This is a genomic window from Kribbella sp. NPDC051952 (assembly GCF_040680855.1).
Classification (GTDB): Bacteria; Actinomycetota; Actinomycetes; order Propionibacteriales; family Kribbellaceae; genus Kribbella.
Window position 1 is genome coordinate 191,964 of record NZ_JBFAXQ010000001.1, and the last position, 18,188, is coordinate 210,151.

Sequence of the window (18,188 nt, forward strand, 5' to 3'; positions counted from 1 at the left end):
GACGCTGTCCACATCGGTTATCCTCGGGTGCATGACAGGCCAGGCGGGACGGCGCGCGCGGGGCGTGGTGCGCGAGGGTCTGGTCGCCGCTGGGCTCGAGCTGGCGCGGACCGGTGGACCCGAGGCGGTTCTGTTGCGAGAGGCAACGAGGGCTGTGGGCGTCGTACCGAATGCCGCCTATCGGCACTTCGCCGATCGGGACGAGTTGCTTGCCGCTGTGTGCACGGCTGCTATGCAGGAGCTCGCCGATCGGATGGCCGCGGGCGTGAAGAAGGTGCGCGGGAAGCATGGTGATGCCGCGGCCGCCGGTCGTCGGCTGGGCGCGATCGGCACCGCGTACCTCGCGTTCGCGCGCGAGGAACCAGGGCTGTTCGCAACCGCGTTCGCGGTGCCACAACAGCACGAGTACGCCGACTCCGATGGCTCACCCTTGGGTCAGCTGCGTGCCGTCCTCGACGAACTGGTCGACGCCGGTGTGCTCGACCCCAGCCGGCGGGACGGCATCGAGTACCCGATCTGGTCGACCGTGCACGGGCTCGCCGTACTGGCTGGGCAGGGGCCGCTGCGCGACGCACCGGAGGCCACTCGACGGCAGTTCGAGCAACTCACTCTCGCCTTCATCGCCGGCGGACTGTGAGTCACTTGCCGGCTGAGACCAGGCCGGCGTCGTACGCGAGGATCACCGCCTGAACGCGGTCCCGCAGGCCGGTCTTGGCCAGCATCCGGCTGACGTGGGTCTTGACCGTGTGCTCGGTCAGGTGCAGCTCGGCCGCGATCTCCGCATTCGAGTTGCCCTTGGCAACCAGCTCCAGGACTTCACGTTCCCGCGCGGTGAGTACGTCGAGTCGCGCCGCCACCGCCGGGTCGAGCCGGGTGTCGGCGAAGCGGTCGATCAGCCGCCGGGTCACCGGCGGTGCGAGCAGCGCGTCGCCGGCCGCGATCACCCGGACCGCGTTGATCAACTCGTCCCGCGACGACCGCTTCAGCAGGAATCCGCTGGCCCCGGCCCGCAGCGCGTCGTACACGTACTCGTCGAGATCGAACGTGGTCAGGATCAGCACCTTCGGCCCACCGGCCAGCCGCCGGGTCGCCTCGATCCCGTCCATCACCGGCATCCGTACGTCCATCAGTACCACGGCCAGATCGAGTACGGCGGCCGCCTTGGCGATCGCGTCCGCGCCGTCGACCGCCTGCGCGACCACCTCGATATCCGGCTGCCCGTCGAGGATCATCGCGATCCCGTCCCGGACGAGGTCCTGGTCGTCGACCACCATCACCTTGATCACTCGGCGACTCCGGGGATCCAGGCCCTGATCGTGGTGCCCGCACCTGGTGCGGTGTCGATCGACAGCGTTCCGTGGTGAACCCGCACCCGCTCGCGCATCCCGGCCAGACCGTGCCGTCCACCCGTGCCCGTCGCCAGGTCGAAGCCCACGCCGTCGTCTGCGACCTCGACCGCAATGCCCTCGTCGCGGCTCTCCACCGTCACCCGCACTCCCGTCGCCTTCGCATGCCGCACCGCGTTGGTCAGTCCCTCCTGGACCAGACGGTACGCCGTGAGCTGATGGCCGGCCGGCGGCGCCGTGGGGTCGCCGGACAGGTTCAGCGAGATCGGGAGCTGGTCGGACGAGACGTCGGTCACCAGCTGGCGCAGGTCCTCCAGCCCCGGCTGCGGAGCCAGCTGTGGATCCGGCACACCGTCGGCGTCCCGCAGGGCCGACAGCAACCGATCCAGCTCACCCAACGCACGCCGGCCGGCATCACCGATCCGCTGGAACCCAGCCAGTACGTCGGCTTCGCCGCGCCGGACCAGATCCGGCCCGGTCTCCGCCTGGATCACCATCAGGTTCACCGCGTGCGCCACGACGTCGTGCAGGTCCCGGGCGATGTGCGACCGCTCGGTCAGCACGACCTGCTCGGCCTCCCGCTCGACGACCTCCGCCTCCAGCTCCGCCTCGCGACGGGCCGCCTCACGGTTGCGCCCGTACAGCCGGACCGCGATGCCCGCGCAGACCGGGACGAGCAGGCTCAGTGACAAGCTGATCGGCCACTGCCGGTCGACCATCTCGTCGTAGGTCAGGTTCCGCAGCCGGTGCCCGAAGTCCCAGATGAACGGCTGCTGAGCGAGCTTCGGAAACAGGAGCACCATTTGCGGATACCGGATCAGGGCCGCGATCGCCGGCAGGGCGGCGAGTACGACGATCGCCGTCGGCACCGACCAGTACAGCGGAGGACGAGCGGTCCCGAGTGAGTACAGCGCGACCGCGAGCGCGAGCAGGATGGTCCAGAGCTCATCGGTCTGCCAGTACGACAGCAGGGCCGCGATCGCGAGAACCACAGTCGGGACAGCCGGCCACCGCCGTCGGACCACGAGCGTCAGCGGTGCGAACGCCACCGCGTAGGGCATCCAGCCAGGTGCGGTCCACCAGTTCCCATGCACTCGGTCCGCCCACAGCTCGACCAGGACCGGCGAAGTCAGCGCCACCCCGATCAGGACATCGACCGGTAGCGTGTCGGTCCTGCGCAGTAGGGCGGCCCGCAGGTCTTCCACTCGCTGTCCGGTGGTACGGCGTACGGCGACAAGCCCACGGTGTCGCCGCAGGACCATGACCGCGACACACCAGACCACGACCGCGACCGACACCCACCGCGGCCAACTGGCTGCCGCCACTCGCTCCCAGGCCACTCTGGCGAGCCCGAGGATGGTGGTGATCGATCCGTCCGGATGCTCGAAACGCACGTAGACGTGCAGGTACACGCGCCCCACAAGTGTCTCCCGGTTCACGTCCGCGAGAACCGGGACGGCCGCCAGCACCACCGTGAGGATCAGACCCGTCGCCGTACCCCAGCGGGTCGGGAGCGACCACACGGCCAGCAGACAGCCGACGAGCAGCGGCCAGGCGATTCCGCCGGTCAGCAGCGACCACCCGTACGCACCGGCGAGCAGGCCGGTGAGGGCCAAGGCCGGATCGATCCGGCGGACGGCGATCAACAGCGGGGTCAAGGCAACGAATCCGGCGATCAGCAGCGGCGCGTAGGCCCAGTAATCGGCGCGCTGCACGAGCCAGTACTGGGTCACCGCCAGCGCTCCCACCGCGAGCACGACGTCCGGCCAGGTGATCCCCGCGCCACTGGAACTCGTGGCCAGCAGGCTTCGCAGTCGATCCGTCACGCGTCCATTCTGACGGCCGGCAGGCCCGCCTGCCGTCACTCTCAGGAGTGACACCTGGGTCATTCGAAAGTGCCCTGGACCGGCGTACGACGTCCGTCCTGGCAGCGATCCAGGTTGACTCCAGCGCGCGATGTGGCGGGACGTGCTGCGCGGCGAGGGTCGAAGACATGACCATTGACCTTGTTCCGGCACGGGTCCGGCAGCGGATCCCTGTCCCGGTGTTGGTGCTGGCGGCAACGATCTTTCCGCTGCTCTGCGTACTGTTCTGGCGGCCGACCAGCCAGATGTCGGACCTGCGCGTGTACTACGCGGCCGCCCGCGGCCTGATCGACGGGCAGGACATCTACACCGTCCATCACCAGTACGCAGGCATGGGACTCGGGTTCACCTATCCCCCGTTCGCGGCGATCGTCCTGACACCCCTGGCCCTCGGCCAGGAGTTCGGTCGGCTGCTGATGACGCTGCTCTCCGGAACGGCATTGCTGGTGGTCGGCTGGAGTACAGCGAAGACTCTGCGCTGGGGAACTGCGACAGGTTTGGGGATCGCCTTCGCCGGGCTGCTGTTCGAGCCGGTGCGAACCACGTTCGGACTCGGCCAGCTCAATCTGATCCTGCTCGCCCTGTTGATGCTGGATCTGCTCGGACATGTGCCCCCGAAGTACCGCGGCATCCTCGTCGGTGTCGCCACCGGCATCAAGCTGACCCCGGGCATCTTCATCATGTTCCTGCTGATCACCCGCCAGTTCCGGGCGGCGGCGATCGCGGCCGGTACGACCCTCGTGACGATCGTGATCGGCTGGCTGGTGACGCCAGGCCCGGCCACTGACTTCTGGACCCGGTACATCTTCGATCCGGGCCGTCCAGGTCCGGCCCAGTACGTCGGCAATCAGTCGCTGCGGGGCGTGATCGCCCGTATCACCGGAGACTCGGCGGCGATCGTACCGCTGTGGTTGCTCGGGGCAACGGTCATCGGCGCGGCCGGGCTGCTCGCGGCACGGCGGTTGCACGCCCGTGGCGCTGTCTTCGAGGCTGTCGTCGTGACCGCGGTCACCGGATTGGTCGTGTCGCCGATCTCATGGACGAACCACTGGGTCTGGGCCCTGCCCGCGGCCGCGCTGCTCTGGGCACGCCGCCGTACCGTGATCGGCGCGATCTGGACGGTCGTGTTCATCGTGGGCCTGCCGTGGTTGATGCCGTTCGCGCACGACCAGGAATACGACTGGAACTTGGTGCAGTCAGTCGCGGGTGACGCCTATCTGCTCAGCGCGCTGATCCTGATTTACGGACTGAGCCGCAACTGTCAACCGTATGACGGCCGCCGGGGTTTCTACCTGTGACACCTCCTTCCGGTCACTGCCGGAAGGACCGCCCGGTTCAGGAGGACCTTTGCACCCCTTCCGCTGGATAACGCCCCTCGTGGGCCTCGGCCTGGCATTCGGCACACCCGCCGTCGCCGATGCCGGCACCCCACCATCGCCAAGACCCCAGGCCAAGGCGGCCTCGACCACACTCACGCTGATCACGGGCGACCGGGTCCGGGTCACCACCCCACCAGGTGGACGTGAACAGGTCACGTTCCAGCCCGGTCCGGGCAGTAGCTCGGACGCGGCGCTCACGAGCTACGTGAACGGCCACACCTACGTCGTACCGACCTCGGCTGCGGCCGACGTCACCGCCGGCCGCCTCGACCGGACCCTGTTCGACGTCACCACCCTGATCGCCGAAGGCGACGACGACACCAAGTCGTCCACGCTGCCGGTGATCATCGACTACTCCGGCAGCGCCAAGACCGCGCTCGGTCGGGCCCGCACCGCTGTGCCCGGTACGACGGGAGCCCGGGTACTGACCAGCATCGGCGCCCGCGCGACCCGGGTCCAGAAGAACTCGGCGGGCACGTTCTGGCGCTCGCTGACCCCTGGCAAGACAGCTCGGGTCACTGGCACCGTCGAGCGGGTCGCACTGGACCGTCGCGTCAAGGTCAGTCTCGACCAGAGCGTCCCGCAGATCGGTGCGCCGGCCGCCTGGGCGCGAGGCTTCACCGGCAAGGGCGTCAAGATCGCGGTGCTGGACACCGGCATCGACCCGACCCACCCGGACCTGGCCGGCCGTATCGCTGCCACGGCGAACTTCAGTGACGCCGAGGATGTTGTCGACCACTTCGGACACGGCACCCACGTGGCGAGCATCGCGGCAGGTACCGGCGCCGCGTCCGGCGGCAAGTACAAGGGCGTCGCCCCCGACGCCACACTGCTGAACGGCAAGGTGCTCGACGACCACGGCAACGGCTACGACTCCGGCGTCATCGCCGGGATGGAATGGGCGGCCGCGCAGGGTGCGTCGGTCGTCAATCTGAGCCTCGGCAGCGGCCCGTCCGACGGCACCGACGAGGCATCGCAGGCGGTGAACCGGCTGAGCAAGGACACCGGCACCCTCTTCGTCATTGCCGCCGGCAACTGCTACGACCCGACGCCGCAGCCGTACAACGTGAGTGCGCCGGCGGCGGCCGACGAAGCCCTTGCCGTAGGCAACATGCAGGACGACGGGTCGATGAACGGCTCGTCCTGCCGCGGGCCGCGTAAGGGTGACGGCGCGTTGAAGCCGGAGATCTCCGCGCCGGGCACCGACATCGTGGCCGCGCGCGCCGCCGGGACCACTCTCGGAGAACCGGTCGACGAGCACTACACCACACTGACCGGGACCTCGATGGCCACTCCGCACGTGGCGGGCACGGCCGCGCTGCTGGCCCAGGCTCATCCGGATTGGAAGGGCGACACCCTGAGGGCCAGGCTGATCTCGACCGCCGACCCGCAACCGGGCAGCCGTGTCGACGAACAGGGCGCGGGCCGCGTGGACGCCGACCAGGCCACGCTCACCGACGTCACGGTGGACACCGGAGAACTCGAACTGGGCAAGCTGGCCTGGCCGTTCCCGGCGAAGGACGAGGTCAGCCGCGTCCTGACGTACCACAACCCGACCGCGAGCCCGGTCACGTTGCAGCTCGCCGCCAGCGTCGACCCGGCCAAGGCGACACCCACGCTGAGTGCGGACCACCTCGTCGTACCGGCGAACGGTGACGCCAAGGTCACCGTCACCGCGGACCGCGCGTCGGCCGGTATCGGCACATACTCCGGTCGGGTCACGGCCACGGCCGAAGGGGCCGACCCGCTGGTCACCACCTTCGGCTGGTACGCCGAGCCGGAGCTGTACGACCTCACGGTCAAGGCCGTCATGCACGACGGATCGCCGGCCAACGGCGACCTCTTGCTGATCCGGCTCGACGGCGAACAGCCCGACCTCGGCCAGAACGGCACTGTGCCGATCGTCGACGGCGCCGGCAAGGTCCGCGTCCCGCCGGGCCGGTACGCCGCCTCGACGGTGCTCCAGACGGCGCCGAGCGACACCACCCCCAGCCGCTTCGACCTTGTGACGAGTGGCGAGACCGTGGTCAGCAAGGACACCACGATCACCCTTGACGCCCGGACGACGATCACGACCGACGTCGGTGTCCACGGCAGGGGCGATCTGACCGCCCGCGAGGCCGGAGTGCAGTACGTCCGAACGGCTCCGGGGGGCACGATGACCTCCGGAGTCTCGGCCACCGGGTCGAAGCGGGTCTTCGCGGCGACCAGGGAGTCCAAGCCGACGACCGGATCGGCCGAGCTCAGCTACGGCACCCGGCTGGAACAGGCTCCGTTCCTGGCGTCGATCATCGGCGGCCCGTCCTTCCCGGTGCTCGACTTCTACTTCGGTCCGCGCTTCACCGGCCGCAAGGACCTGTCGGTCTTCGACGGCGGCACGGGAACACCGGCCGAGCTGGCGGGGGCGACCGGGAAGCTGGCCCTGATCCGGACCGATGACAACTCCGGGCCGAACGGCGAGTTGACGAAGAACGCAGAGGACGCCGGCGCGGCCGCAGTGATCCTTTACACCGCGGACGTCCCCGGCGACGGGGCGGTGTACCCGTACTGGGCACTCGGCGACAACGGTGAGGCGAAGATCCCGGCGATGCGGACCTCCAGGGTGAGCGCCCGGCAGCTGCTCGACCGGCTGCACTCCGGTCCGGTCAGCGTCCGGATCACCGGGCAGGCGGTGACGCCGTACGTCTACGACCTGCTGGTGCCGTGGAAGGACCAGTTGCCGACGCATCCGGTGGTGAGTGTCAAACCCGATCAGCTGGCGCGGATCGACGAGACCTTCGGCGGCCAGGTGCCTGGCGTACCCGTCTCCGAATCCCGGACCGGGACGACCCCGGCGGGCGCCGAATTCGGCAGCTGGCTGATCCCGACGTTCCCCACCCCGGCCCAGCGGACTGCCTATGTGCTCGCCGACCGGATCAAGTGGACCCAGCAGTTGGTGCTCGACAACGGCAACGCCAACGTCGGTATGCGGGGCTTGCCGACGACATACCGCCCCGGTGAACGCTCCAGCTACCGCTGGATGGCGCCGGTCGCGAACAGCGGCCTGCCCGACTACGCCGGCGACCTCAACTCGATGGTCGGCCGGATCGACGGGGGCTTGAGTGTCGGGCTCAGCACCTTCGGCCACGGGCGGGACCAGTACATGCCGGCGGGGTTCGGTGGCGGCGACACCGCCCTCACCGTGACCCGGAACGGCACCGAGATCCTGTCCACGACCGACAGTGGCGGCTGGATCGACGATGTCCCGGCCGACGCTGCCGACTACACGATCGACCTGTTGGCCGGCTCGAACCCCGCCGTCTTCAAGTACTCCACGAAGGTGGCGACGACCTGGAAGTTCCGGTCCAGGGGTGGCGACGACGAGCGGATGCCGTTGGTGCTGGTGGATCTCGACGTACCGCAGGCGAACGTCGCCGGCCAGGTCAAGACCGGCAAGCCGGTCAGCATCGACCTCGGTCTGCGACACCAGGCGGGGTCGGGAACTACGGCGAAGCTGGCCAAGCCCACGCTCGAGATGTCGTACGACGGGACGCACTGGAGCACCGTGTCCCTGACCGCGACCGGCGCCGGCAAATACACCGCGAAGGTGACCCATCCGGTCTCGGCGGCCGGTAAGTCGCCCTCTCTGCGGCTGCACGCGGCCGATGCGGACGGCAACAGCATCACTCAGCAGATCACCAACGCCTACGGCGTGAAGTAGCCAACGACCGAGGCCGCCGATCTGTCAGTAGCAGCTGGCAGATCGGCGACCGGCCGGTTGCTCCTGGTTCACGGGCTGAACTCGGAGGCGCGGATGCGGTAGACCTGCAGGTTCAGGTCGTAGTACTTGTCGGTCTCGCCGACCCATTCCATCCCGAGGCGGCGGGCGGTGGCGATGGCGCGCTTGTTGTTCGGGCGAGCGACGGCGAAGAGCTCGTCGACCGCGCCGTCCTTGAACGCCCACGTCATCAAGGCCCGGCTGGCCTCGGTCGCGTACCCCTGGCCCCAGGCGCTCGGCCGCAACTGCCAGCCGATCTCCAGATCCTCCTCGTACGGCGGGAGCAGCCGGATGAGCAGAGCGCCGACCACCTCACCGTCTTCGCGGCGGGTGATCGCCCAGCGGCCGGCCGGTACGACGAAGTTCGGTTGGGCCTCGGTCCAGGCCTGCAGGATCAGGCGCATGCTCGCCGCGTCGGGGACCTTGTCGATCGCCGGCGACAGCCAGGGCGCCACATCGGCCGAGCCGTAGATCTCCAGCGCGGCGTCGGCGTCGTCTTCTTCCCAGTCCCGGATGAGGAGACGGTCTGTCTGCAGACTCACAGTCACCCAGCAAGGGTAGGCCGCTATGGGCCGCAGACAACATGTCCGGAGGATGAACGTGAGAGCCGCAGGGCGGTCCGGAAACGGACCACCCTGCGGGGGCCGAAGGGCGCTTGGGGGAAGCGCGCCTCCGGCTGTGGAGGCGTCGCGGGGGAACGACGGCCTCCACCGGAACCGGAGGTTCCGAGGGGGTGTCGGAACGCTCCGGTGGTCAGGTGTGAGCGGCTGACTCGTGGCCGGTGGTGCGGGCGCCGGTCAGCGCGGTCCCAGCTCGAGCGGCTGGGTCCGGATCCAGCGGGTCGTCGTCTGCTGCCGGCCCATGGCGATCACATCGCCGGCCGGGCCGGCCGAGAAGACCCGGCTGTTGGTGCTCTGTCGCGACACACCAACGCCGCGCTGGACTTCTGCCAGTAGCTGGTTGACCCGCTTGCGCAGATCTTCCACTTCCGACTGTAGCGCGAGGATGTGCCGAATTCCCGCGAGGTTGACGCCCTCTTCCTGGGACAGGTGCTGCACATAACGCAGCTTCGCCACGTCGTACGCCGAGTACCGCCGACCCCGGCCGGACGCCCGGCTCGGCGTGACCAATCCGAGCCGGTCGTACTGGCGCAGGGTCTGCGGGTGCATGCCGGCCAGCTGGGCCGCCACCGAGATCACGTAGATCGGGGTGCGGTCGTCCCAGGTCGGCACCTGGCTGAACGGGAGGCCCATCAGGAACTCCCGAACAGCCCGGCCCGCAGGTCAGGGTGTTCCGAGGCCGAGTTGAACTCCTGCAGCTTCGTGCGCTGCTCCTCGTTCAGCTCGTGCGGGACCTGCACCTCGATGGTGAGCAGCAGGTCGCCCTTCGAACCGTCCCGCCGGACCGACCCCTTGCCACGGACGCGCAGCTTGCTGCCGTTCGCCGTACCAGCGGGGATCCGGACCGTGACGGGCATGCCGTCCAGGGTCGGAACCTTGATCTCGGCGCCGAGCGCGGCCTCGGTGAAGCTCACCGGGACGCTCAGCGTCAGGTGCTCGCCCTGCCGGCCGAAGATCCGGTGCGACTTGACGTGCACGGTGACGTAGAGGTCGCCCGCTGGGCCACCTCGCTCGCCGGCCGCGCCCTTGCCCTTCAGCCGGATCCGCTGACCGTCCTGCACGCCCGCGGGGATGCGGACCTGCATGGTCTTGCTCGACTGGCCGCGGCCGGAGCCGTGGCAGGTCTCGCACGGCTCGTCGACGACCAGGCCGCGACCCTTGCACTCGGTGCACGGCTCGGTCATGGCGAACACGCCGCCCTGGACCGAGGTCTGCATGCCCGTGCCCTCGCACTTCAGGCAGACCTTCGGCACCGTGCCGTACTTCGCGCCGGTGCCCCGGCAGGTCTTGCACGGCTCGTCGCTGGTCATCCGCAGCCCGACGGTGACACCGTTCACGGCCTCGGCGAACTCGATCGTCGCCTCGGTCTCGATGTCCGCGCCGCGCCGCGGCCGCGCCGTCGACGAGGTGGTCGTGGTCCGGCCGCCACCGCCGAACATGCCGCCCAGGATGTCGCCGAGCCCGCTGCCACCAGCTCCGCCGGTGCCTCCGCCGCGGTTGAACAGGTCGCCGACGTCGAAGTTGAACCCGCCGCCGCCCTGACCACTGCCGCCCGGCATCCGGAAACCGCCGCTACCGAACAGCCGGCGGGCCTCGTCGTACTCCTTGCGCTTCTTCGGGTCGCCGACGACGTCGTACGCCTCGGAGACCTCCTTGAACTTGGCCTCCGCGGACGCGTCACCGGCGTTGGAGTCGGGGTGGTACTTGCGCGCCAGCTTGCGGTAGGACTTCTTGATCTCGTCGGCCTCGGCGGTCTTGGAGACGCCGAGAACCTTGTAGAAGTCCTTCTCGAGCCAGTCCTTCGTGCTCACCTGGCGCCTCCCCTCCCGTCGCGGTCGCTGTTACTCCGCGGACCTGTCCGCGTCTTCATCTGTACTCTCCACCGGTACATCGGCCGGTACGGCGTCAGCCGGTAGCTGCTCGGTCGGTTCCGAGACGGCCACCCGGGCCGCACGCAGCACCCGCTCGCCGAGGCGGTAGCCCGGCTGCATGACCATCGTCGCGGTCGGGCCGTCCACCTCGTCGGAGTAGTTGTGCAGCAGGGCCTCGTGGATGCGCGGGTCGAAGGTGTCACCCTTCTCGCCGAACCGCACCAGGCCGAGCTTCTCGGTGACCCGCTCCAGTGACTCGGCGACCGCCTTGAAGGCGCCCTCGAGCTCACCGGCCTCGCGGGCCCGGCCGACGTCGTCGAGGATCCCGAGCAGCTCGGTCAGCACGGAGCCGATCACCAGCTCGCGCGAGGCCTCGCGGTCCCGGTCCACCCGCCGCTTGTAGTTCACGTACTCGGCCTGCAGTCGCTGCAGGTCCGCCGTACGCTCGGCGAGCGCCTCGGTCAACAGTGCTTCCTGGGCCGACGGGCCGATCAGGTCGGACGGGTCCCGCGGCGGCTGTGCGCCCGGGGTGCCCGGCATTCCCGGCTGGGCGCCGGGCGCGGGAGGCTGCGAAGTCTCCCGCGCCGCGCCGGTGTCCGGGTCGATCCGGCGCTTGTCCCGGACGACGGGCTCGCCGTCGCCGAACTCGCTGCCAGTGGGTCGATCCGTCACTTGTCCTCCGTCTTGTCCTGCGGCCGGTCCTCGTCCACGATCTCGGCGTCGACCACGTCGTCGTCGTTGCTGCTGCTCGAGCTCTCGTCGGAGGTGTTCTCCTCGGAGGATCCGCCGGCGGCCTGGGCGTTCGCGTACATCGCGGCACCCATCTTCTGGCTGGACTGGGCGAGCTTCTCCGACGCGGTCTTGATCGCGTCGGCGTCGTCACCCTCGAGCGCCTTCTTCAGCTCGGCGACGCCGTCCTTGACCTCGGTCTTGACGTCGTCGGGGACCTTGTCCTCGTTCTCCTGCAGGAACTTCTCGGTCTGGTAGACCAAGCCCTCCGCCTGGTTGCGGGACTCCACGGCCTCGCGGCGCTGGCGGTCCTCCTCGGCGTACTGCTCGGCGTCGCGGACCATCTGGTCGATGTCGGTCTTCGGCAGCGCGGAGCCACCGGTGACCGTCATCCGCTGCTCCTTGCCGGTGGCGAGGTCCTTGGCGTTGACGTGCACGATGCCGTTCGCGTCGATGTCGAAGGTGACCTCGATCTGCGGCACGTTCCGCGGCGCCGGCGGCAGGCCGGTCAGCTCGAAGTTGCCGAGCGACTTGTTGTCGCGCGCCATCTCCCGCTCGCCCTGGTAGACCTGGATCATCACCGACGGCTGGTTGTCCTCGGCCGTGGTGAAGATCTCCGAGCCCTTGGTCGGGATCGTGGTGTTGCGCTCGATGATCTTGGTGAACACGCCACCCTTGGTCTCGATCCCCAGGCTCAGCGGGGTCACGTCGAGCAGCAGGACGTCCTTGACCTCACCCTTCAGCACACCGGCCTGCAGGGAGGCTCCGACGGCGACGACCTCGTCCGGGTTCACACCCTTGTTCGGGTCCTTGCCACCGGTCAGCTCCTTGACCAGCTCGGCGACCGCGGGCATCCGGGTCGAACCGCCGACCAGGATGACGTGGTCGATCTTCGCCACGTCGATGCCGGCGTCCTTGATGACGGCCTTGAACGGGGCGCGGGCGCGCTCGAGCAGGTCGTTGGTCATCTTCTGGAACTCGGCCCGGGAGAGCTTCTCCTCCAGGTGCAGCGGGCCCGACTCGGTCAGGCTCAGGTACGGCAGGTGGATCGTGGTCTCGGCCGCGGCGGAGAGCTCGATCTTGGCCTTCTCAGCGGCCTCGGTGAGGCGCTGCATGGCCATCTTGTCGCCGGACAGGTCGGTGCCGTTCTTGTTCTTGAACTGGGTCACCAGCCACTGCACGATCCGGTTGTCCCAGTCGTCACCACCGAGGTGGTTGTCACCGCTGGTCGCCTTCACCTCGAAGACGCCGTCGCCGATCTCGAGCAGCGACACGTCGAACGTGCCCCCACCGAGGTCGAAGACCAGGATGGTCTGCTCGGTGCCCTTGTCCAGGCCGTAGGCAAGCGCGGCCGCGGTCGGCTCGTTGACGATCCGGTGCACCTTCAGGCCGGCGATCTCCCCGGCCTCCTTGGTCGCCTGGCGCTGCGCGTCGGAGAAGTAGGCCGGCACGGTGATGACCGCGTCCGTGACCTGCTCACCCAAATACGCCTCGGCGTCCCGCTTCAGCTTCTGCAGCACGAACGCGCTGATCTGCTGCGGGGTGAACTTCTTCCCGTCGATGTCCACGCTCCAGCTCTCGCCCATGTGACGCTTGACGGAGCGGATGGTGCGGTCGACGTTGGTGGTCGCCTGGCGCTTCGCCACCTCGCCGACCAGGACCTCGCCGTTCTTGGCGAAAGCCACCACCGAGGGCGTCGTGCGCGCTCCCTCGGCGTTGGGGATGACGGTGGGCTCGCCACCTTCCAGTACGGCGATGACAGAGTTCGTCGTACCGAGATCGATACCGACCGCGCGGGCCATGCTTTACCTCCACGAAGTTGAGTGATACAGACTCAATGTTGCCTTGCCGACCGCCTCGGTTCAAATCCCCCGCCGGCGATTAGCTCGGCAAAGACGGAACAGCGTCGCAAACTTGAGTTCACTAGACTCAACATGACACACGGCCCAGGTCATTCCCAAGGTCACCCCCGGATTTCCGGGTTCCGGCCAGGGTTCACCCAGGGTGACCCCTCCCGGAGCAAGCGTTTTCCGTGGGAGGGTGACAGCGTGAAGCTCCGCCCAATGACCTCCGCTGACGATGCCGCGGTTCTTGCCCTCAATGCCGCAGCGGAAGGTCTGGTCGAGCCACTCGGACCCGACCGGCTGGACTGGCTCCGACTGATCGCTGCCCACGCCGTCGTGGTCGACCTCGACGGCCGCCCGGCCGGCTTCGTCCTCACGTTCACCCCGGGGTCGGCGTACGACGGCCTCGAGTTCGGCTGGTTCGCCCAGACCTACGCCGACCGCTTCCTGTTCATCGAGCGGATCGTGGTCGACGCCGAACACCGCCGCCAGGGCCTGGCCGCCTCGGTCTACCGCGCGATCGAACGAGCCGCCAAGCCCTTCGACCGCGTCGTCACCCGGATCATCTCCGACCCACCCAACGTCGCCGGCCTCGCCTTCCACAACAACCGCGGCTACTTCGAAGTAGCCAAACAACGCCTGGCCAACGGCACCACGACCGCCCTCTTCTCCAAAGACCTCGCCGATTAGGGGCGGACGCCCAACACTCACAAACCTCGCTTCAACTCACGCTGTCGCGCTCAACTCCAGTCGCGCCACGCGTCTGAGGCGTGGTTTCTCACCTGAGCGCTGCAGAGCACTGGGGGCTCGGAGTGATCAACCGGCCGACCCTCCCACACGTCACCCTCGAGCCGGGTCGCGTTCGACGCCGGACCGGGCTCCCGTGCACCCTGCACTGGGCATCGGTGCCGGCCCTGGACGATGTGACCACTCCCCTGCGCACTGTGCTCGACTGCCTTCGCACGCTCACGCTCGCTGAAGCACTCGAACACCACGGCACTCGCCGGGCTCTGGTGAAGGACTGCCGCCGGCAGGTCAACCTGGCCATCCGTGGCTGGTCGATCCTTCGGTTCAGCTGGGAGGACGTGATGTTCGACGGGGAGTGGGTGATGAGCGCAGTCGAACAGGCGACCGGACTCCAGCCACTCACTAAGCGCGTGTTGCGCGCGGCCTGACGAGGGAGCTGAGCGTGCGGACGCCAGCCGGAGCGAGGTTGGTGAGTGTGGGACGTCCGCCCTCACACAGGACGGCCGCTGACGAACGTATGGGAGACCAGGGGGACACCCGGGCGGTAGGAGAGGTGTAGGTGGGTGGGGGCTTCCAGGATGGTCAGGTCGGCCTGGGCGCCTGGGGTGAGGTGGCCGAGGTCGGGGCGACGGAGGGACTTGGCGCCGCCGGCGGTGGCTGACCAGAGGGCTTCGGCGGGGGTCAGCTGCATCTCGCGGACGGCCAGGGCGATGCAGAACGGCATCGAGGACGAGTAGCCGGAGCCCGGGTTGCAGTCGGTGGCCAGGGCTACGGTGACGCCGGCGTCGAGGAGACGACGGGCGTTCGGGTACGGCGAACGCGTCGAGAACTCGATCGACGGGAGAAGCCCCGCGACCACTCCAGCCGAGGCCAGGGCATCGATATCGGCATCCGTGAGATAGGTGCAGTGGTCGGCCGCGGCGGCGCCGACCTCACAGGCCAGTTGGACACCGGGGCCCTCGCCCAGCTGGTTTGCATGGACGCGGGCCTGCAGGCCGCGCTTCAGGCCGGCTTCGAGGATCGCGCGCCCCTGATCCTCGTCGAACGCACCCCGCTCCACGAACACGTCGATCCACTTGGCGTGCTCAGCGACCGCGTCGAGCATCGGCCCGGTCACCAAGGACACGTAGCCCGCCGGGTCGTCGGCGTACTCGGCGGGTACGACGTGCGCCCCGAGGTACGTCGTCTCCCCGGTGAAGTGCCCCGCGATCTCCAGGGCTCGCGCCTCGTCGCGGGCGGTCAGCCCGTACCCGGACTTGATCTCGACCGTCGTCGTACCCTGCCGGCGCATCTCAGCCACCAGCCGGGCGACGTTCGCGGTGAGCTGTTCGTCGGTGGCCTGCCGGGTCGCGGCGACCGTGGTCCGGATCCCTCCGGCGGAGTACGGCGTACCTGTCATCCGGGCCGCGAACTCCTCGGCCCGGTCGCCGGCGAACACCAGGTGGGAGTGGGAATCCACGAAGCCGGGGATCACCGCACGTCCGCCCACATCCATCGCGGAGTCGGCTTCCGGGGCTTCGCGTCGGGACCCAACCCATGCGACCTTGCTGCCCTCGATCACCAGGGCCGCGTCGTGCAGCTCACCGAGGAGATCACCGCGGGCCGGGTCGTTGGTCACCAACGAGCCGATGCCGGTGATCAAGAGAGAGGTCACCGGGTCACCGCCGCGATCGAGGCGGCCAACTCGCCGGCGACGTCCAGCTTCGCGTGCTTGCCGTCGACAACCAGGTGCTTGCCGGACACAACCACGTCACTCACATCGGCCGCCGACGCGGCGAACACCGCTGTCTCCACGGTCCCGCCCGTTCCCGCCGTACGGACGCTGTCCGGGCGGACGGCGACCAAGTCGGCGCGGGCACCTACAGCGATCGTCCCGGCGTCGTTGAAGCCGATCGAACGGTGACCGTCAACCGTTGCTGCACGCAACAATTCCGAGGCGGACCAATGCCCACGTTCCTGGGAAGCGAGCCGTTCGTCCAGTTCCACCGCGCGCATCTCTTCGAAGAGGTCGATCACCGCGTGGCTGTCCGACCCGAGCGTCAACGGCGAACCGGCGTCGCGGAGCGCCACCGACGGTCCGATCCCGTCGGCCAGGTCCCGCTCGGTCGTCGGGCACAAACACGAGTACGCCGATGAGCTGCCGAGCACACTGATATCGACATCGGTGAGGTGCGTCGCGTGCACGGCACTCGTCCGGCCGCTGAGGAACCCGGCCTCGTCGAGGACCTGCGCCGGGGTGCGTCCGTACGCCTCGAGGCAGGCAGCGTTCTCGGCGACCTGCTCGGACAGATGGATGTGCAGAGGTACATCGGGGAACGCAGAGGCGACCGCGCCGAGCTGTTCCTGCGGTACGCCGCGGATCGAGTGGGCGGCCGCGCCGATCACGACGTCGTCGGAGCCGGAGAGCAAGGAGACCCGCGTGGCCCAGCTGGCCGCGTCGCCGTCGCTGAAGCGTTGCTGCACTTCGTTGAGCGGCTGGTCGATCCCGCCGGCGATATAACACGTGTCCAGCAAGGTGATCCGGATCCCGGCGTCACGTGCGGCGGCGATCAGCGCCGCACCCATGGCGTTCGGGTCGTCGTAGCGGCGGCCGTCCTGGTCGTGGTGCAGGTAGTGGAACTCGCCGACCGCGGTGATCCCGGCGAGCAGCATTTCGCCGTACACGGCTCGGGCGAGGTCGTAGTAGGACTCGGGCGTGAGGGCTGAGGCGACGGCGTACATCTGGTCGCGCCAGGTCCAAAAGGTGCCGCGCTCGGTCTGCGTGCGGCCGCGGAGGGCTCGGTGGAACGCGTGGCTGTGGCAGTTCGCGAGTCCTGGGAGCACGAGCCCGTCGAGCCGTACAGCCTCGCCCGGCTCCGCGTCGACCTGGACGTCGGCGAACCGCCCGTCCGTGACGGTGACCAGGACGCCGGAGGCGAGGCCGGTCGGGAGGAGGGCGGTCGAGCACCAGTACGACGTCACTTGGCGAGGTCCTTCAGTACGGCGGCCAGAGCGTCGACGCCGGCGAGACAGTCGTCCATTTCGGCGTACTCGGCGGGTGAATGGGAGATGCCGGTCGGGTTGCGGACGAACAGCATCGCGGTCGGGATGCCGGCGGCCGAGAACACGCCGGCGTCGTGGCCGGCGCCGGTGGGGAGGACCGGGGCGCCGTCGAGTACGTCGACCAGGCGGTCGCGGAGACCGGCCGGGAAGTCGACGATCGGGGAGACGGACTCGGGGGTGACCTCGAGCGTCGTACCGTCGCGTTCGGCTCGCTCGGTGGCTTGCTTGGTGATTGCTGCGAGCAACAATTGCAGGGTGGCGTCGCCCGCGGCGCGCGCGTCGAGCCAGGCGGTTACCTGGGAGGGTACGGCGTTGGTGCCGTTGGGCTCGACCGAGAGCCGGCCGAAGGTGGCGCGGGCTCCGGCCAGGCGGGCTTGTTTGTTGGCGGCGAGAGCAGTCATCGCGTAGGTGAGCATCGGGTCGTGGCGGTCTTCCATCAACGTCGTGCCGGCGTGGTTCGCCTCGCCGGTGAACGTGAACCGGAACCGCCCGTGCGGCCAGATCGAACTCGCCACCCCCACGGGCGCCGTCAGTCCCCGCCCTTGCTCGACGTGCAGCTCGACGAACGTCCCCATCCGCTCGAGCAACGGCGACGGCCCGACTCCGGCCGGATCGATCCCCGCTTCCTCCAGAGCCGCCTGCAGCGAAACCCCAGAACGGTCCGCCAAGGCTAGAGCCTTCGACGCAGGCAACACACCGGCCGCCACCCGAGACCCCAAACAAGGCATCCCGAACCGCGACCCTTCCTCCTCCACAAACGCCCCGACCCCGATCGGCACAGCCGGGATGAACCCCTCGTCCCGCAACCGATCAACAGCCGCCAACGCACTCACAACTCCAAGCGGCCCATCAAAAGCACCCCCGTCAATGACGGAGTCGAGATGACTCCCCGTCACAACACCCGGCCGGAAAGCCGGCCCACCGGCCGGCTCCCCGCCCGGGGATGGAGATGAGAGAAGTCCCCCCAGTGGTGGAGGTTGGGTGAGGT

At 69.0% G+C, this 18,188-nt stretch carries 15 protein-coding genes; 5 read left to right on the top strand and 10 right to left on the bottom strand.

Annotated features, from left to right (window positions below):
• Positions 1 to 31: 31 nt before the first annotated feature.
• Positions 32 to 637, top strand: a complete 606-nt coding sequence (locus AB0L70_RS00900; protein ID WP_363678508.1) for a TetR/AcrR family transcriptional regulator — start codon at positions 32 to 34, stop codon at positions 635 to 637.
• 1 nt (position 638) lies between these two features.
• Here AB0L70_RS00900 and AB0L70_RS00905 read toward each other — a convergent pair whose 3' ends face one another.
• Positions 639 to 1,286 carry a response regulator transcription factor gene (locus AB0L70_RS00905; RefSeq protein WP_363678510.1) on the bottom strand — a complete coding sequence of 216 codons (648 nt, stop codon included), beginning with the start codon at positions 1,284 to 1,286 and terminating at the stop codon, positions 639 to 641.
• A complete protein-coding gene (locus AB0L70_RS00910) occupies positions 1,283 to 3,172 on the bottom strand; it encodes a sensor histidine kinase (RefSeq protein WP_363678512.1) in 1,890 nt (629 codons plus the stop codon). Before AB0L70_RS00910 ends, AB0L70_RS00905 begins: the two co-directional genes overlap by 4 nt.
• 167 nt (positions 3,173 to 3,339) lie before the next feature.
• On the opposite strand from AB0L70_RS00910, the gene AB0L70_RS00915 reads away from it, so the two are divergent.
• Together AB0L70_RS00915 and AB0L70_RS00920 are read left to right on the top strand one after the other, a co-directional pair.
• On the top strand, positions 3,340 to 4,509 hold the full coding sequence (locus tag AB0L70_RS00915; RefSeq protein ID WP_363678514.1) for a glycosyltransferase 87 family protein: 1,170 nt from the start codon (positions 3,340 to 3,342) through the stop codon (positions 4,507 to 4,509).
• Between the two features lie 79 nt (positions 4,510 to 4,588).
• Entirely contained in the window at positions 4,589 to 8,290 is a 3,702-nt protein-coding gene (locus tag AB0L70_RS00920; protein ID WP_363678516.1) for a S8 family serine peptidase, read from the top strand.
• 68 nt (positions 8,291 to 8,358) lie between these two features.
• Here the strand turns inward: AB0L70_RS00920 and AB0L70_RS00925 are convergent, their stop codons facing one another.
• The 5 genes from AB0L70_RS00925 to dnaK form a co-directional block, all read right to left on the bottom strand.
• On the bottom strand, positions 8,359 to 8,895 hold the full coding sequence (locus AB0L70_RS00925; protein WP_363678518.1) for a GNAT family N-acetyltransferase: 537 nt from the start codon (positions 8,893 to 8,895) through the stop codon (positions 8,359 to 8,361).
• 249 nt (positions 8,896 to 9,144) lie between these two features.
• On the bottom strand, positions 9,145 to 9,600 hold the full coding sequence (locus AB0L70_RS00930; protein ID WP_363678520.1) for a helix-turn-helix transcriptional regulator: 456 nt from the start codon (positions 9,598 to 9,600) through the stop codon (positions 9,145 to 9,147).
• Complete coding sequence (gene dnaJ / locus AB0L70_RS00935; RefSeq protein ID WP_363678522.1) at positions 9,600 to 10,778, bottom strand: molecular chaperone DnaJ; 1,179 nt, start codon at positions 10,776 to 10,778, stop codon at positions 9,600 to 9,602. Before dnaJ ends, AB0L70_RS00930 begins: the two co-directional genes overlap by 1 nt.
• Positions 10,779 to 10,808: 30 nt before the next feature.
• Entirely contained in the window at positions 10,809 to 11,510 is a 702-nt protein-coding gene (grpE, locus tag AB0L70_RS00940; RefSeq protein WP_363678524.1) for a nucleotide exchange factor GrpE, read from the bottom strand.
• Entirely contained in the window at positions 11,507 to 13,369 is a 1,863-nt protein-coding gene (gene dnaK, locus AB0L70_RS00945) for a molecular chaperone DnaK (protein WP_363678526.1), read from the bottom strand. The genes grpE and dnaK overlap by 4 nt, the downstream gene beginning before the upstream one ends.
• A 261-nt stretch (positions 13,370 to 13,630) precedes the next feature.
• On the opposite strand from dnaK, the gene AB0L70_RS00950 reads away from it, so the two are divergent.
• Together AB0L70_RS00950 and AB0L70_RS00955 are read left to right on the top strand one after the other, a co-directional pair.
• A complete protein-coding gene (locus tag AB0L70_RS00950; RefSeq protein WP_363678528.1) occupies positions 13,631 to 14,101 on the top strand; it encodes a GNAT family N-acetyltransferase in 471 nt (156 codons plus the stop codon).
• Between the two features lie 122 nt (positions 14,102 to 14,223).
• Positions 14,224 to 14,586, top strand: a complete 363-nt coding sequence (locus AB0L70_RS00955) for a hypothetical protein (protein ID WP_363678530.1) — start codon at positions 14,224 to 14,226, stop codon at positions 14,584 to 14,586.
• 62 nt (positions 14,587 to 14,648) lie between these two features.
• Here the strand turns inward: AB0L70_RS00955 and hutI are convergent, their stop codons facing one another.
• The 3 genes from hutI to AB0L70_RS00970 are packed head-to-tail and all read right to left on the bottom strand — an operon-like array spanning position 14,649 to position 18,096.
• Complete coding sequence (gene hutI, locus AB0L70_RS00960; RefSeq protein WP_363678532.1) at positions 14,649 to 15,812, bottom strand: imidazolonepropionase; 1,164 nt, start codon at positions 15,810 to 15,812, stop codon at positions 14,649 to 14,651.
• Positions 15,809 to 17,119, bottom strand: a complete 1,311-nt coding sequence (locus AB0L70_RS00965) for a formimidoylglutamate deiminase (RefSeq protein WP_363678534.1) — start codon at positions 17,117 to 17,119, stop codon at positions 15,809 to 15,811. Before AB0L70_RS00965 ends, hutI begins: the two co-directional genes overlap by 4 nt.
• Complete coding sequence (locus AB0L70_RS00970) at positions 17,116 to 18,096, bottom strand: allantoate amidohydrolase (protein ID WP_363679935.1); 981 nt, start codon at positions 18,094 to 18,096, stop codon at positions 17,116 to 17,118. The genes AB0L70_RS00965 and AB0L70_RS00970 overlap by 4 nt, the downstream gene beginning before the upstream one ends.
• Between the last annotated feature and the right edge of the window lie 92 nt (positions 18,097 to 18,188).